The 15,787-nt window shown below is 51.9% G+C and carries 12 protein-coding genes; 10 read left to right on the top strand and 2 right to left on the bottom strand.

Annotation, left to right across the window (positions count from 1 at the left end; translation table 11 throughout):
- Positions 1-17 precede the first annotated feature (17 nt).
- Complete coding sequence (locus KNP81_RS12965; protein ID WP_029595950.1) at positions 18-752, top strand: enoyl-CoA hydratase/isomerase family protein; 735 nt, start codon at positions 18-20, stop codon at positions 750-752.
- 46 nt (positions 753-798) lie between these two features.
- Here the strand turns inward: KNP81_RS12965 and KNP81_RS12960 are convergent, their stop codons facing one another.
- Positions 799-2,157 (bottom strand): MATE family efflux transporter, encoded by a 1,359-nt coding sequence (locus KNP81_RS12960; RefSeq protein WP_021066671.1) that lies wholly within the window; start codon positions 2,155-2,157, stop codon positions 799-801.
- A gap of 155 nt (positions 2,158-2,312) precedes the next feature.
- Positions 2,313-4,097, bottom strand: a complete 1,785-nt coding sequence (locus KNP81_RS12955; RefSeq protein ID WP_214720255.1) for a glycoside hydrolase family 13 protein — start codon at positions 4,095-4,097, stop codon at positions 2,313-2,315.
- A gap of 373 nt (positions 4,098-4,470) precedes the next feature.
- On the opposite strand from KNP81_RS12955, the gene KNP81_RS12950 reads away from it, so the two are divergent.
- The 9 genes from KNP81_RS12950 to KNP81_RS12910 all read left to right on the top strand — a co-directional run bounded on the left by KNP81_RS12950 (position 4,471) and on the right by KNP81_RS12910 (position 15,675).
- A complete protein-coding gene (locus KNP81_RS12950; protein WP_214720254.1) occupies positions 4,471-5,736 on the top strand; it encodes an extracellular solute-binding protein in 1,266 nt (421 codons plus the stop codon).
- A gap of 105 nt (positions 5,737-5,841) precedes the next feature.
- Positions 5,842-7,194 (top strand): carbohydrate ABC transporter permease, encoded by a 1,353-nt coding sequence (locus tag KNP81_RS12945; RefSeq protein WP_052090084.1) that lies wholly within the window; start codon positions 5,842-5,844, stop codon positions 7,192-7,194.
- Between the two features lies 1 nt (position 7,195).
- Positions 7,196-8,029, top strand: coding sequence for a sugar ABC transporter permease (locus KNP81_RS12940; RefSeq protein ID WP_214720253.1), 834 nt, complete (start codon positions 7,196-7,198; stop codon positions 8,027-8,029).
- A gap of 23 nt (positions 8,030-8,052) precedes the next feature.
- Positions 8,053-9,564 carry an alpha-amylase family glycosyl hydrolase gene (locus KNP81_RS12935; protein ID WP_214720252.1) on the top strand — a complete coding sequence of 504 codons (1,512 nt, stop codon included), beginning with the start codon at positions 8,053-8,055 and terminating at the stop codon, positions 9,562-9,564.
- Positions 9,565-9,615: 51 nt separating this feature from the next.
- Positions 9,616-10,659 carry a LacI family DNA-binding transcriptional regulator gene (locus tag KNP81_RS12930; RefSeq protein WP_214720251.1) on the top strand — a complete coding sequence of 348 codons (1,044 nt, stop codon included), beginning with the start codon at positions 9,616-9,618 and terminating at the stop codon, positions 10,657-10,659.
- A 235-nt stretch (positions 10,660-10,894) separates the two neighbouring features.
- Positions 10,895-11,866, top strand: coding sequence for a YsnF/AvaK domain-containing protein (locus tag KNP81_RS12925; RefSeq protein ID WP_251128896.1), 972 nt, complete (start codon positions 10,895-10,897; stop codon positions 11,864-11,866).
- An 87-nt stretch (positions 11,867-11,953) separates the two neighbouring features.
- A complete protein-coding gene (locus KNP81_RS12920) occupies positions 11,954-12,763 on the top strand; it encodes a YsnF/AvaK domain-containing protein (RefSeq protein ID WP_214720249.1) in 810 nt (269 codons plus the stop codon).
- Complete coding sequence (locus KNP81_RS12915) at positions 12,760-13,167, top strand: general stress protein (protein WP_214720248.1); 408 nt, start codon at positions 12,760-12,762, stop codon at positions 13,165-13,167. Before KNP81_RS12920 ends, KNP81_RS12915 begins: the two co-directional genes overlap by 4 nt.
- Before the next feature lie 210 nt (positions 13,168-13,377).
- Complete coding sequence (locus KNP81_RS12910; protein ID WP_214720247.1) at positions 13,378-15,675, top strand: glycoside hydrolase family 65 protein; 2,298 nt, start codon at positions 13,378-13,380, stop codon at positions 15,673-15,675.
- The last annotated feature ends 112 nt before the right edge of the window (positions 15,676-15,787 follow it).

The following is a 15,787-nucleotide window of genomic DNA, read 5'->3' as shown; positions in this document are numbered from 1 at the left end:
TGAAGGGGGAAATTAGGATGGAAACGATTCAACTGGAACAGCGGAACGGGGTCGGCTGGCTGAAATGGGACCGGCCGGAAAAATTGAACGCATTAAATGAGACGTTGCTTCGCGAGGCGAGGGAAGCGATGGAGCAGCTCGTGGCGGATGAGGCCGTCCACGTCATCGTGCTCGTCGGGCAAGGACGTGCCTTCTCATCGGGACAGGACTTGACGATTGAGAGTGACGCCGACTATGGAGTGTATTTAGAAGAGGTGTATCATCCGCTCGTGCGGGCGCTTGCCGACTGTCCGAAACCAATCATTGCCGGCATTCATGGGGTCGTCGCGGGGGCGGGTCTCAGTCTGGCGCTCGCCGCGGACGTCCGGCTCGTCGCAAGGTCGACGAAGTTCAGTTCGGCGTTCATCAAAATCGGTCTCGTCGCCGACGCCGGGGGACCATACCATTTACGACGCTTGATGAGACCAGATCTCGCGCTCGCTTGGATGTGGAGCGGCAGCACGATTGACGCCGAACAGGCCGAGACGTTCGGTCTCGTCACGGAGCTCGTCGAGGATGAGGCATACTTGGAGCGGTTGACGACATACGCCGAGACGCTCGCAGCCAAGTCACCGACAGCGGTGCAAGGCATGAAGGCGTTGTTCCGAGCCGATTCGTTCGAGGACGGGCTCGAGCAAGAGATTATCTGGCAACGGAAATGTGGGCAGACGGACGTTCATCGCCAGGCGATGCAGGCATTCTTAAATCGATAATCGATAAAAAAAGAAGCGGTCACAGCGACCGCTTCTTTTTGATTGGTTATGAAGTTGGCTTCGGTTCGAACTGGAAGCCTTTTTGTTGCCACGTCCCGTATTTCCAGCGCCGGAAGGCGAAGAAACCGCGGAACCACTCGTCGAGTGAGAAGGCGAGCCAAATCCCGAGGACGCCGAGCCCCATCTGGAGACCGAACAAATAACTGAAGACGACGGCGACGCCCCACATCGAGGCGATTCCAATCATGACCGGGAAGCGAACGTCGCCGACCGACTTGAGCGAGCCCATCAAGACGATGTTCATGGCACGACCTGGCTCCAGGATGAGCGTCGCCCATAAAATCGGTACGCCGACGGCGATGATGTCCGGGTTCGACGTGAACAGGCCGAGCAACGACTTACCGAAGACGGCAAGTCCGAGTGAGGCCACGAGTGATGCGAACATGGCGAGCTTCAACGTCTTGACGGCGCGGGTATACGCCTCTTTAAACCGTTTCCCGCCGATGTCACGGGCAATCAACAGCTGCGTCCCTTGCGCGACGGCGACCGTGAACAAGAAGGCGAGCATCGACAGGTTCATGACGTAGACGCGGGCGGCGAGGGACGCCTCACCCATCGTGGCGATGAAACCGGTGATGATGATTTGTGAGAACTGATACGACAAGTTCTCTCCGGCCGATGGTACCCCGATTTGGAGCAAGGCACGGATATCATCGCGTTGCGGCTTAATCAATTCTTTGAGCGGGAAGCGGAGCATGAGTCGCTTCTTGACGATCCAGAACAAGAGTACCATCGCCGAGAAACGGGCGATGACGATGGCCCAGGCGACACCGGCGACACCTGTCACCGGGAGGCCGAACCAACCCATGACGGCGATCATGGCTCCGATGGCCGTGATGATATCGATGAGAAGAGTCGCGAGCATCGCATGTTTCGTCATCCCGTGACTCCGGAGGACGGAACTGAGCGCCATGATGAGCGCCTCGGTGAAGAGCGACAACCCGACGATTTGTAAGAACAAGAGACCGTGGTCGAACAGCTCATCCGATAGACCGAACAGGCGAAGGAACGTCTCACCGAACAAGAACACGACGGCGACCATGATCACACCGAGCCACATGTTCAAGCTGACGGCAGAACGGGCGAAGTCACGGCTCTTCTTCATCCGATTGGCGCCGATGGCTTGACCAATTAAGATGGTCGCGCCGACCGACGTCACGCTGAAGACGATTAAGAAGACGTTCAAAATTTGGTTGGCGACGCCGACGGCAGAAGCGGCGGCATCAGAGTAATGGGCAAGCATGAGCGTGGCGATAATCCCGGTCCCCATATGGAGCGCGAGCTCGATGAAGATTGGCCACGATATTTTAAATAAACTGAGCTGTTCGGTGTTTTTATTCGGCATGTGTATTCTCCCTTGTTTCTACAATTCTCTCTATGAAATATTTACGTTGTCAAAATCACAAGGGTCATGTTACTCCTTTTGAAATGAAAAAGAAAGGGATTTAGCAAATTATTTTCAACAAAAAAACACCCGCCGAGACGGGTGCAAAACCGAATTTATTTCATTTTCAAAATCGTCGCGCTGAACGGTGCGAGCTCGACTTCGAGTGAGTCTACATCGCGGTCGTGAAGCAAATCGTAAGCGCTTCCTGTATGCCAGAGCGGGTTCAGCTTCGATACCGTCTCTGAGTTATTGAAGTATATCAAATACGTCTCGTCTTTCGTGCAGCGTTCGACGATGAGCGCGTTCGACTCGTCATCGACGAGGTTGAAACGATACGAGCCGGCGTTGGCGAGCACCGGGTGCTCTTTACGAAGGCGAATCAATTTTTGGATATAGCGGAACAGTTCACGGTCTTCCTGCGTCTCATCCCACGGCATGCAACGGCGGCAGCCCGGGTCTTGTTCACCCTCGAGACCGATTTCATCACCGTAATAGATACATGGGCTGCCCGTGTACGTGAGCATCGACGTCATGAGCAACTTGAACTTCCCTTTATGCCCTTTTGCCCGAGTGAGGGCGCGCGGGGTGTCGTGCGAGTCGATCAAGTTGAACGTCACTTCGTTCACGTTCGTCGTGTTCATCATCTCGACGCGCGTCAATTCATCCCGGAACTCGGAAGCGGACGTCCGGTCGAGCGCGAAATAGTTAAGGCTCGCGTTCGTGAACGGGTAGTTCATAACCGCATCGAACTGATCGCCTTGAAGCCACGGCTGCGCGTCATGCCAAATCTCACCGAGGATGTACGCATCCGGATTCGCTTGTTTGACCGTTTTACGGAAATCGCGCCAGAACGCGTGATCAACCTCGTTGGCCACGTCTAACCGCCATCCGTCGATGCCGAATTCTTCGACCCAGTAGCGGGCCACTTCTAATAGATAAGCTTTCAACGCCGGGTGCTCCGTATTGATTTTCGGCATGTTTTTTTCGAACGCGAACGTGTCGTAGTTCGGCTTCGGCGTCGTCTCGATCGGGAAGTCACGAAGATAGAACCAGTCCCGGTACTCTGACTGTGGTCCTTTTTCGACGACGTCTAAGAACCAAGGGTGGTTGTAGCCGACATGGTTGAAGACGGCGTCGAGCATGACTTTGATACCGTTCTCGTGCAGAAGATCGACGAGTTGTTTGAACTGCTCTTTCGTTCCGAACTGCGGATCGATTTCCATATAATCGAGCGTGTCGTATTTATGGTTCGTCGTCGCTTTGAAGATCGGGCAGAAGTAAATGCCGGTGATGCCGAGGTCGACGATGTGGTCAATATGATCGATGATTCCTTGGAAGTCGCCACCGAAGAAGTTGGTGACCGTCGGCTCGGTACTATTCCATGGGAGCGTGCCTTCGGGGTCGTTAGAAGGGTCACCGTTCGCGAACCGGTCCGGGAAGATTTGATACCAGACCGTATCCTTCACCCACGATGGGGCGTGGAAGATGTCGACCGGGTTGATGAACGGGACGCAGAAATAGTAGCCCGTGTCATCGAGCGGCTTATCTTCGAACCAACCTTTTTCCGTATAGACGGCCGTCTCATTGCCGTCATGGAGACGGAAGCCGTAACGGAGCCGGCGGAATGGCGGCTTGATGGCGATGAACCAATAGTCGTATTGGTCGTCGTGTCCGATCTTTTCCATCGGTGTCTCGAACGTGCGCCAAAAGCTCGGCTTGTCCGGATCGAAGTTCCACATGGCCGGGTCTTCCGAATGCCAGTCGTACGGGTCGTTCCAAATTAAGTCAACAGATTGGATATCATTTCTTTTCGTATGGAATCGAATATGTATCGTTTCTCGGTCGTACTTGTACACGAAAGGGGACATGGCGCGGTGGTAGATGGCTTCTTTGATCATGGGTTTGAATTCCTTTCTCTATTAAGAGTTATAACCATTTTACACTGTCTGTTCAGAAAAGAAACAACAGTTGTGAAAACGTTTGCTCAAGCAAAGGGTAATAAAGCGTTTACATTTTGTCAATCGTTCGATTCCTTGTTTCATAAGAAAAACACCTACAAAAAGTTCAAAAAGAGATAAATGGGACAACAGCAGGAAAAATTCCTAAAAAAAAAGTCTTGTAAAACGCTTACACAACTGTATAATAAAAATTGAGGTGAGGATGCAAACGTTTTCACTAACCTACTGATTCTGTAGCGGAGTTGTTTAAAATCAGTAGGCCAGTGCGATTGCGCAAATCTGACCATACTATTCCTTGGGGAGGTTTTTCATCATGAAGATGAAAAAAATGGTAGCAGGACTTTCAACGGCAGTATTCGCTTTCGGTGCACTTGCTGCATGTGGTGGCGGTACGGACAACGGTTCTACTAACGAAGGCGGTTCTTCTAGCGAGAACAAGCCAGAAAAAATCGTAATTTGGGAAGATATTGATAAGTCGGAAACGACGAAAGAAGTTGCGAAGGCGTTTGAAGAAGAACACGGCGTCGCAGTTGAAGTCGTTGAAGTTCAAATGACGGATCAAAAAGACAAGTTGGCGCTTGATGGCCCATCTGGTAAAGGTCCTGATATCGTTCTCGTACCACACGACCAAATCGGAACGATCGCTGATCAAGGTCACTTGGCTCCACTTACGGATGAAGGCGCACTTGAAGCGTTCACAGACGCTTCGAAATCGGCTGTTATGTTCGACGGACAAGCTTACGGCTATCCGAAATCAGTTGAAACACCAGTCCTCATGTACAACAAGGATTTGGTATCAGAAGCTCCTGCTTCAATGGACGACTTGTACAAGTTGTCTACAGATCTTAAAGATAAAGGCGAGTACGGCTTCCTCGGTCTTTGGGATAACTTCTACTTCGCTCACGGTGTAGTGGCTGGCTTCGGCGGTTACGTCTTCAAAGAAGACGGCGGCGCGCTCGACCCAACCGACATCGGATTGAACAACGAAGGCGCAGTTGAAGGCTTCGACTACATCGGCAAATGGTACCAAGAAGGCCTCTTCCCTAAAGGGTTGATCGGCGAGTCTGGTGGCCAAGCGATGGACCAACTCTTCACTGAGAAGAAAGCACACACAGTCATGAACGGACCATGGGCCGTAGATGGTTACGAAGATGCCGGCGTCAACCTTGGAGCGTCTGCATTGCCGACACTTCCAAACGGTGAGCCAATCAAGACGTTCATGGGCGTGAAGACATACGCACTTTCTGCTTACACAGAAAACCAAGAGTGGGCTGAAATGTTCCTCGCAGAACTTACGAACGAAGAGAACGCATTGAAGATGTTTGAAGCTTACAACGAGATCCCACCAGTAGCAGCACTCGAGTCGAACGAGACAATCACGTCGAACGAAGTTGCGAAAGCGGTATTCGATCAAGCGACGAACGCAATCCCAATGCCTAACATTCCTGAAATGGGACAAGTTTGGGAGCCAATGGCACAAGCACTTCAGCTCGTAGCAACTGGCAAGCAAGATGCACAAAAATCAGCTGACGATGCTGTTAAAGTCATCGAGCAACAAATCCAAGCAAACAACCAATAAGGATATGAAATGATGGGGTACGCCGACTGGCGTTCCCCCTCATTTTCTAGAATTGAGCAAACGCTTGCTCGATTGATTTGCTCAAATTGAAAGGAGAAATTGAGGATGGCTTCAATCGCGAACCCTAAAACGCCGGAACAACGTCCGGAAAAACCGACCAATCATGCTCGGAACGCCGCATTACTTTCGATCATTCCGGGAGCCGGTCAATTCTATAACAATCAAAAAGCGAAAGCGATCGCTTTCTTTATCGTCATCATGTCTTATTTTGCAGTAAACTACGATCTCTTTTTCAAAGGAGCGGGCGCAGGACCTGGCGACCGTGGTGGCCTTTGGGGATTGATCACGCTTGGCGAAGTGGCAGGACCTCGTAACGACCACTCCATCTTCTTGATGGTAGAAGGGATTGTCGCATTAATCTTACTTTTCTTCGGAATCGCGTTCTACATCTGGAACATTCGTGACGCCTACCGAGTCGGTCGCATTCGTGATCAGCACCTAAACGTCCCAACGTTCCAAGTGCAACTCCGCAACTTGCGCGACCATGGATTCCCATACTTGATGTTGATCCCGTCGCTCATCTTGCTCGTCTTCACAGTCGTATTACCACTCATTTTCACATTCTTGATCGCGTTCACGAACTATCGTTACAACAACGCACCACCGGCAAAACTTGTCGAGTGGATCGGGTTTGAGAACTTCACACGAATTTTTGAAATCGACATTTGGCGCGACACATTCGTCGGCGTTCTCGGTTGGACACTCGTCTGGACGGTCGCTTCGACGGTCGGTGTCATCGCGATCGGGATTTTCCTCGCGGTCCTCTTGAACCAAGAAGGCCTTCGCTTCCGCCGCTTGTTCCGCTCGATTTTGATTTTGTCATGGGCCGTTCCAGCGTTCATCACAATCTTGATTTTCCGTTCGATGTTCAACGAATCGTTCGGTGTGTTCAACACGACGATCCTTCCAGCGTTCGGACTTGATCCGATCAACTGGATGACCGATCCGACGGCGACACGCAGCGCGCTCATCTTGATTCAATGGTGGCTCGGCTTCCCGTTCATCATGACGCTCATGACTGGGGTATTGCAATCGATCCCTGGCGACTTATATGAAGCGGCAACGATTGACGGTGCGACCATCTTTGACAAGTTCCGCTTGATTACGTTACCGATGCTCTTGTTCGCAACAGCACCGATTCTCATCACGCAGTTCACGTTCAACTTCAACAACTTCAACATCATCTATCTCTTTAACGGCGGTGGGCCGGCTGTACCGGGACAAACTGCCGGTGGTACCGATATCTTGATTTCATGGATTTACAAATTGTCTCTCGGAGCCAACCCGCAATACGGACTTGCGGCTGCGATCACGCTCATTTTGTCATTCTTCATCATGACACTTGCCGTCATCCAGTTCCGTCGGACAAAATCTTTCAAAGACGAGGATATGATTTGATATGAAAAAACAAAAACGAATCAATTTGGCGTTCTCTTATGTCATCTTGACGCTTGCGTCGATCATCATTCTCTATCCAATGCTTTGGGTGGTAGGGACGTCATTCAACCCGGGTCGTACCATCACGTCAAAAATCATTCCAGAAAATCCGACGTTCATTCACTATAAAAACTTGTTCGATCTAACGATTTCGGATTATAGTTTATGGTATGTGAACACGTTGAAAATCGCTTTCATTACGATGGCGCTCGCTGTCATCTTGGTGACGATCACTGGTTATGTGTTCTCGCGCTATCGTTTCGTCGGACGGAAGAACTCGCTCGTCTTGTTCCTCGTCTTGCAAATGGTGCCGCAATTCGTCGCCATCATCGCCATCTACGTATTGCTCAACATGCTCGGTCTTCTCGACACGCACACAGCGCTCATTCTGCTGTATGCCGGTGGCGCGATTCCGATGAATACGTACTTGGCAAAAGGTTATTTCGATACGATTCCGAAAGAGCTCGATGAAGCCGCTCGGATGGATGGTGCCGGTCACCTTCGTATCTTCTGGCAAATCATTTTGCCGCTCGCGAAGCCAATCGTCGCAACGATCGCCCTCTTCAACTTCTTGGGCCCGTTCAACGACTTCATCTTGGCATCGCTCGTCCTTCGGACACCAGAGAAACAGACGCTCGCGGTTGGTCTTTACAACATGATTTCTCGACAGTTCGACAACAACTTCACGTTGTTCGCGGCAGGCGCCGTCCTTTCGGCCCTCCCAATCGTTCTCTTGTTCTTCATGTTCCAACGCTACTTCGTCTCGGGTCTTACTGCCGGTGGTACGAAAGGATAATACTCACTTAAGGGGGAAGCGATATGAGGCGAGGCGTCGTGCTCGTTCTTCTGTCGCTTCTTTTGTTTCCAACAGTCGTCGGAGCGAAAGAAGCAGCATCGTGGGAACAGGAACGCATGTACTTTATCATGGTCGATCGGTTCGTTGACGGGAATCCGGACAACAATGACCAGGTCGATCAGAATGACCCGAAAGCCTTTCATGGGGGCGATATCCGAGGCGTGATTGAAAAACTTGATTACATCGAGTCGCTCGGATTCACGTCAGTCTGGTTGACACCGGTGTTTGAAAACATGCCGGACGGCTATCACGGATATTGGATTAAAGATTTTTATAACATTGATCCTCAATTCGGGACGAAAGAAGATTTGCAAGAACTCGTCGACGAGGCCCATAAACGGGACATGAAAGTCATCCTCGACTTCGTCGTCAACCACGTCGGTCCGAAACATCCGTGGGTCGAAGAACGACCGGACTGGTTCCATGACGAGTTGCCGATCGTGCTTTGGAACGATCAAGAACAAGTCGAGACGCACTGGCTATTCGATTTGCCGGACTTCAAAACGGAAGACCCGGAAGTGAAAGACTACTTACTCGAGGCGGCCACGTATTGGATTGAAGAGACCGGCATTGACGGCTATCGTCTCGATACGGTACGTCACGTCGACAAACCGTTTTGGGAAGACTTCGTTAAAGCGGTGCGGGCCGTCGACCCCGACTTTTATCTGTTGGCCGAAGTGTTCGATCCGGATCCACAGTACATCGCGGAATATGATGACCTAGGCTTCAACAGCATCACGAACTTCACGTTTTACGACCGCGTCTCGAAGACGATGACGCAAAAGTCGGCGAGTGTAGACGAAATCGACGTGGCCGCCAGCTACGCCGAGACGTTCTTCAACGACCCGAACCAAATGGCGACGTTCCTCGATAACCACGACGTAGAACGATTCATGCACGTCGCGGAACTCGGCGGGGCCGAGTCGGCCGAGCGTCGCCTACGCCTCGGATTGTTCGCCCTTTATGCGTCTCCAGGCATGCCGATCGTCTTCCAAGGGACGGAGAACGCACAAAAGGGCGGAGCCGATCCGGCGAACCGGGCCATGACCGATTTCCCTGGAAATGAAGAGCTCCATGAATACGTCACGATGATGAACCGGATGCGAGAGGAATATCCCGTCTTCGCGACCGGCGAACAACGCATGATCGCCTCGAAAGACGGCATGGCCGTGTTCGAGCGTCGTGACGGCGACGATGTCGCTTTGTACGCTATCAATATGAACGCCGAGGACCGAGAGATTGAATTCGAGGTAAGCGAAGTCGGAGAAGATACACGCCTTCGTGGTCTCTTGTTCTCACAACTTGTCACCGACAAACGTGGCACGTTCACCATCAAGCTCGCAGGAGAAAGCGCGAACGCCTACATCGTCGAGGAATCGGAAGTGAACATGTGGACGATCGGTCTACTTGTCATCGCCATCCCGATTTTCTTGACTGGATTGGTCATGTGGAAGCGTCGCAAGAGCGCGAGCTGACGATACCCTGTGATAGGGAATTATGAATTAACGGAAGCAAGGGGGAGCATCATGCAAATCACGATTAAAGAGGTCGCCAAACACGCCAATGTCGCACCGTCGACCGTGTCTCGCGTCATCGCCAACAGTCCGCGTATCAGTCAGAAAACGAAAGAGCGTGTACGCAGTTCGATGGAAGAACTCGGGTACCATCCGAACATTCACGCGCGAAGTCTCGCCAACCGCTCGACACAGTCGATTGGTCTCGTCATGCCGAGCGCAGCGACGAAAACGCTTCAAAATCCATTCTTCCCTGAAGTATTGCGTGGAATCAGTACGAAAGCCCACCAAAACGGTTACTCGCTTTACATGACGACGGGCGTGACCGAAGAAGAGGTCTTGTCGGGGGTCATCGAGATGGTCCAAGGCCGTCGCGTTGACGGCGTCATCGTCTTGTACTCACGTGAAGACGACAAAGTCGTTCAATATTTACGTCAGACAAAATTCCCGTTCGTCGTCGTCGGGAAGCCGTTTGGAGATGCCTCGTCGATTACGTACGTCGACACGGACAACTATTTGGCCGGGCGTGAAGTGACGAAACACTTATACAACCTCGGCCATCGTTGCATCGCCTTTATCGGGGGATCCGATAAACTCGCCGTCACACAAGATCGTCGCAACGGGTACGCGACAGCGTTGATGGAGGCGGGCATCCCGGTTCGGGAAGACTATATCGCTCGTGCCGAGTTCATGACGAAGGGCGGGGCCAAAGCCGTGCGGGAGTTGCTCCAGTTAGAGGAACCACCGACAGCCGTCGTCGTCAGTGACGATATGATGGCGCTCGGCGTCATCAGCACGCTCAGTGAGATGGGGCTTAAGATACCTGAGGACGTCGCCGTCGTCAGTTTCAACAACGTCTACATCGCCGAACATTCGAATCCGCCGCTCACTTCGGTCGAAATCAACATCTTCGGCCTCGGTTTCGAGGCAACGAACTGTCTGATTGAACAGATTGGAGACAGCGCGCCACCTTACGGGAAACGCGTCATCGTTCCGCATTATTTGGTCGTTCGTCAGTCATGTGGTCAGAAAAAGAAAACTGAAATCGTTGAATGAGGTCAAACCTTCCGTTTCATGCGGGAGGTTTTTTTATGTTCAATCAGGATGCATATAATAGAAGCGGAATCAATCGGTCAAAAGTCATATCGTTACAAATAGATTACAATCGTGAAAGAAATGCATGAAACGGAGTTGCAAGGGAACATCTACATTACCGGCCGAATGGCAGATCATTACGAATCCGCCCAGCCAATAACCAAAAAAATAAAGAATTTGAAAGGGAGATACAATCATGGATAACAAACGTTATGTAGGCACTTACTATCAGGAGTCAGAGCTTGTGTCAAAAATTGATGAGCTTCGCGCCCAAGGGCATCGCGAAGACGATCTGTACGTCGTTGTGAAAGATAAGTCGAACCTTTCGATGGTTCGCGGCGAAACGGATGCAGAAGTAAAAGAAACGAAAGCTTCATGGCTCGATCGTTTCTTCGGAGTAGCAGACGGCGGAGACGAAGTACGTCACACGTTCGATAAACTCGGCTTCTCAGAAGAAGAAACAGCGCGTCATCACCAAGATATCGAGAACGGCGGCATGGTCCTCTTACTCGACAAGAATGACGGCGTGTTTGACGACGGACGTAACGATACGTTCGAAGGCGGCCGCACATCAGCTGGGTACGGATCAGAAGGTAACGAAGCGGGCAATATGACCGCGCGTGACTTCGGAACAGGGACTGGCGTAACCGGTGCCGGCATCGGTGCAACAGGTGCAGGCGTCAACTCGAACCGCTTCAACGATATGGATGAGGACATCCGTAACCGTACAGACTTAACGGACGAACAGAAACTCGAGTTGCACGAAGAGCGTCTCCTTGTGAACAAGGAACGTGTGCAGACTGGTGAAGTTCGCGTCGAGAAAGATGTCGTCGAACGCGAAGAACGCGTCGATGTCGAAGTCGAGCACGATGAAGTGTATGTCGAACGTCGCCGTGTCGAAGGGGACCGTGAAGCGACAGGGCATTCGTTCGATGCGACGACTGACCGCGATGAGATTCGCGTACCGGTCACGGAAGAACGTGTCGATGTGACGAAGAAAGATGTCGTTGCCGAAGAAATCATCGTCGGCAAAGAGAAAGTCAAAGATACGGAAACGGTACGTGAGACGTTGCGTAAAGAAGAAGCGCATATCGAAGGGGAAGACGACGTTCGCCATCGCGATCATGAGCTCGATCGCAAACGTCGCGACGAGCGTGACCGCCTGTAATCGATTGACCAAGTACCTCGACAAGGATGGCTCTCTCTGAGGGACCATCCTTTTTTTCGCCAAGTAACCATAGGAGGAATCAATGCCATGAAACATGCGATTATCTCTGAAGTATTTGACCAGCCGGAGGCGCTGCTCAATCGAACGGTCGATTTGAAACGAGAAGGATACGCCGAAGAGGACATGTACGTCCTCGTCAAACGAGCCGACGTCGCGGACGCGGTCCGACGCCAGTCGAAGTTATATGTGCTCGTCACCGACGAACCGGGTACGGTCGCCTCACTCGTCACATCGAGCGAGCGACCGATTGAACGCTGGCTTGGTAGCATGCGGCTCACGAAGGAGCAACAGGATCGCTTCGCTCAGGAAGTCGAGCAGGGACGACTCTTCTTGTACGTCGATGCCGACCGTGGCGACCAATCGCTTGAGGCCGGCCGCCCGAAAATGAAATCAGAACCGGAGACGGAAGAACAGACGCTTGCCTTGCACGAGGAGCGCTTGACCGTCGAGAAACAAGCCGTTCAAACGGGCGAGGTCGTCATCAATCGACACGTCGCGGAGACAGTTCAAGAGATTGAAGTCCCGGTCCGCAGGGAACAGGTTCATGTGGAGCGGACACCAGGGTCAGAAGACGTGCTCGAGGACTATGACTTTAATCAGCCCGGCATTCGCACGATTGACGAAGGGGACCATCTCCGGATTCAAGTCATCGAGGAACGGGCGTTCATCGTCAAACGTCCTGTCGTCGTCGAAGAGATTATCGTCCGGAAACAAGTGACCGAAGACGTGAAGACTATGACGGAGACGCTCCGTAAAGAAGAAATTAAAGTGACCGAGGTCGGTCAGACCGACGTCACGATTCATGACCAGACAACCCGAAAGGATGAGACACGATGAGCAAACGTCGATTTGTAGACACATACCAAGACGAGGCGGCCCTCGTCGCCAAAATCGATCAATTGACCGAGGAAGGTTATGAGGAGAGCGACTTATATGTCGTCGCGAGAGACAAAGATGACGTCTCGCTCGTCAAACGGAACACCGACGCAAAAGTGGAAGCAGCGAGCGCGAACTGGATGCAAAAGTTCGCGGGTGTGGCCGAAGGTGAGCAGGAAGTGAAGCGGGCGTTGCTCGACCTCGGTCTCGCTGACGACGACGTCAACCGCGCGTATGGCGATATTTTAAACGGAGGCTACGCCTTGGTTCTCGATGAACCGGACACGGGGTTCAATGATGGAAACAACCCGGCGTTCGAAGGGCACGAAGCGAACGCGGCGTTCGGGCGCGACCAAGACAAGTGACTAGAGCACCTACTGCCTTCTTGAAAAGGTGGTAGGTTTTTTGTTTGCTCCAAAAAGTAAGAAAAAAGTTTATGCAAACGATTGCATTCTCGTGCGAGTCGTGTAAAATGAGAGGTGAGATTGAAATACAGCGCTTTCATAGACAAACGGTTGCATGATTCGATTGTCTAATGACGAGTAGCCTTGTAGAGAAAAAGGAGTGGCAGACAGATGAAACGATTGTTTGCAGTCGACGAATGGAAAGTAACGGAAAAAGGCCTACATCCGGAAGAAAATCGCCTGGCGGAATCAATTACCTCGCTCGGGAATGGGCATATGGGGATGCGTGGCAACTTTGAAGAAGAGTATTCAAACGATACACATCAAGGCTTTTACGTGGCCGGTGTTTATTACCCAGATAAGACACGTGTCGGTTGGTGGAAGAATGGTTATCCAGAATACTTCGCAAAAGTATTGAACGCGACGAACGTCGTTGGGCTTCGTGTCGCCATCAACGGGACGCCGGTCGATTTGGCGAAGTGGGAAGTGAAAGACTTTACGCGTGAACTTGATATGCAGCGCGGTGTCTTGACGCGGACGTTCACACTCGTGAACGGGACGGAAGAGACGAACGTCGAAGTCGTCCGGTTCTTCTCAATCGTCGACAAAGAGATTTTGGCGATCCGTTACAACGTCACTCCGGTCAACTACGAAGCGAAAGTCGAATTCACACCTTTCTTGGACGGCGATGTCGTCAACGAAGACTCAAACTACGATGAGAAGTTCTGGTTGCCGGTCGAACACGGGGTCGAAGAGCGTTTTGGGTTCGTGACAACGAAAACGAAGAAGCTCGACTGGCACGTCACGGCATCGATGATTGCTGACCTTGAGGGGGCACGTTGCGAAGTGCTCGAAGCGACGGACCTTTACGTCGCCAACAAGTTCACGGTCACGGCACCAGCTGGTGAGACGGCGACGGCGTACAAGTACGTCTCGGTCGTCACGAACCGTGATTATGAAGTCGAGGCGTTACAATCGGAAGGGATGCAACGTGTCGAGATGGCGTTCGAAAAAGGCTTCGAAACGCTTCTCGCCGAGCAGACGGAAGCATGGCTCGCTCGTTGGGAAGATGCGGACGTCCGCATCGACGGCGACGCTGAAGCGCAGCAAGGTATCCGCTTCAACATTTTCAACATGTATCAGACGTATACGGGCGAGGACTCGCGCCTCAACATCGGACCGAAAGGGTTCACTGGCGAGAAATACGGCGGCGCCACATACTGGGACACGGAAGCGTATTGCCTCCACTTCTACTTGGCGACGACGAAACCGGAAGTATCGTGGAACTTGCTCAAATATCGTCACAACCAATTGCCGCAAGCAAAAGAGAACTCGGTCAAGAACGTCGGCATGGAAGGCGCCCTCTATCCGATGGTGACGATGAACGGGGAAGAGTGCCACAACGAGTGGGAAATCACGCATGAAGAGATTCACCGGAACGGTGCGATCGCCCACGCCATCTTCAACTATACGAACTTCACGGGCGACAAGTCATACCTAGGTCAATACGGACTTGAAGTATTGGTCGAGATCTCGCGTTACTGGGCGAGCCGCGTCAACTTTGTCCCGCACAAAGACGTGTATATGATTCTAGGCGTCACAGGTCCGAACGAATACGACAACAACGTCAACAACAACTGGTATACGAACTTGATTGCCGCTTGGACGCTCGAGTACACGCAAGAAGTGTACAACTATTTGAAAGAAGCAGAGCCGGCGCGTCTTGAAGAACTGATTGCGACACTCGGTCTTTCAGACGAAGAACTCGCGAAGTGGAACGATATCCAAACGAAGATGTACTACCCGAAAGATGACCTCGTCCCAGACGTGTTCATGCAACAGGACGGCTTCATGGATAAAGAACAAATCTTGGTGAAAGACCTCGATCCGAAACATTTGCCGCTCAACCAAAACTGGTCGTGGGACCGCATCCTCCGCTCGAACTTCATCAAGCAGGCGGACGTGCTCCAAGGACTGTATACGTTCAGCGATCGCTTCACGGTCGAACAGAAGCGGGCCAACTTCGACTTCTATGAGCCGCGTACGGTCCATGAGTCGAGCTTGTCGCCTTGCGTCTACTCGATTATCGCAGCCGAAGTCGGCTATGAAGACAAGGCGGTCGAGTTGTACCAACGTTCGGCACGACTCGATCTCGATAACTATAACAACGATACGGAAGACGGGCTTCACATCACGTCGATGGTCGGCTCATGGATGTCGATCGTTCACGGTTTCGCAGGAATGCGCGCCCTTGAGTCGGAGCTCACATTCAGCCCGATGATTCCTAAGGGCTGGAACGGGTACTCGTTCAACATGCTCTGGCGCGGTCATCACTTGACGGTCACGTCGACGCGTGAACAAGTGACGATCAAACAGACAGGTGGCACGGACGTGTCCATCCGCGTATACGGAAACGTCGTCACGGTCCCGGCAAATGATGCCGTGACAATCGAGACGGTGAAAGCGTGACCAAACGCATCAGCTCAACAAGTCGGCCTCGGCCGGCTTGTTTTTTTATGAAGAGCGTAGACACATCCCATTATTTTTATGGTAGGCAGCACTAGAAAACTATGTTATCTTG

This window comes from Exiguobacterium sp. s149, from assembly GCF_018618395.1.
GTDB classification, from domain to species: Bacteria; Bacillota; Bacilli; order Exiguobacteriales; family Exiguobacteriaceae; genus Exiguobacterium; species Exiguobacterium chiriqhucha.
The sequence above is the reverse complement of the archived record's forward strand: the minus strand, read 5'-3'. Positions and strand labels throughout refer to the sequence as shown.

Excerpts from the sequence above, each read along its gene's own strand:
- KNP81_RS12965 (WP_029595950.1), top strand. The coding sequence starts at position 18 with ATGGAAACGATTCAACTGGAACAGCGGAACGGGGTCGGCTGGCTGAAA.
- KNP81_RS12960 (WP_021066671.1), bottom strand. The coding sequence starts at position 2,157 with ATGCCGAATAAAAACACCGAACAGCTCAGTTTATTTAAAATATCGTGG.
- KNP81_RS12955 (WP_214720255.1), bottom strand. The coding sequence starts at position 4,097 with ATGATCAAAGAAGCCATCTACCACCGCGCCATGTCCCCTTTCGTGTAC.
- KNP81_RS12950 (WP_214720254.1), top strand. The coding sequence starts at position 4,471 with ATGAAGATGAAAAAAATGGTAGCAGGACTTTCAACGGCAGTATTCGCT.
- KNP81_RS12945 (WP_052090084.1), top strand. The coding sequence starts at position 5,842 with ATGGCTTCAATCGCGAACCCTAAAACGCCGGAACAACGTCCGGAAAAA.
- KNP81_RS12940 (WP_214720253.1), top strand. The coding sequence starts at position 7,196 with ATGAAAAAACAAAAACGAATCAATTTGGCGTTCTCTTATGTCATCTTG.
- KNP81_RS12935 (WP_214720252.1), top strand. The coding sequence starts at position 8,053 with ATGAGGCGAGGCGTCGTGCTCGTTCTTCTGTCGCTTCTTTTGTTTCCA.
- KNP81_RS12930 (WP_214720251.1), top strand. The coding sequence starts at position 9,616 with ATGCAAATCACGATTAAAGAGGTCGCCAAACACGCCAATGTCGCACCG.
- KNP81_RS12925 (WP_251128896.1), top strand. The coding sequence starts at position 10,895 with ATGGATAACAAACGTTATGTAGGCACTTACTATCAGGAGTCAGAGCTT.
- KNP81_RS12920 (WP_214720249.1), top strand. The coding sequence starts at position 11,954 with ATGAAACATGCGATTATCTCTGAAGTATTTGACCAGCCGGAGGCGCTG.
- KNP81_RS12915 (WP_214720248.1), top strand. The coding sequence starts at position 12,760 with ATGAGCAAACGTCGATTTGTAGACACATACCAAGACGAGGCGGCCCTC.
- KNP81_RS12910 (WP_214720247.1), top strand. The coding sequence starts at position 13,378 with ATGAAACGATTGTTTGCAGTCGACGAATGGAAAGTAACGGAAAAAGGC.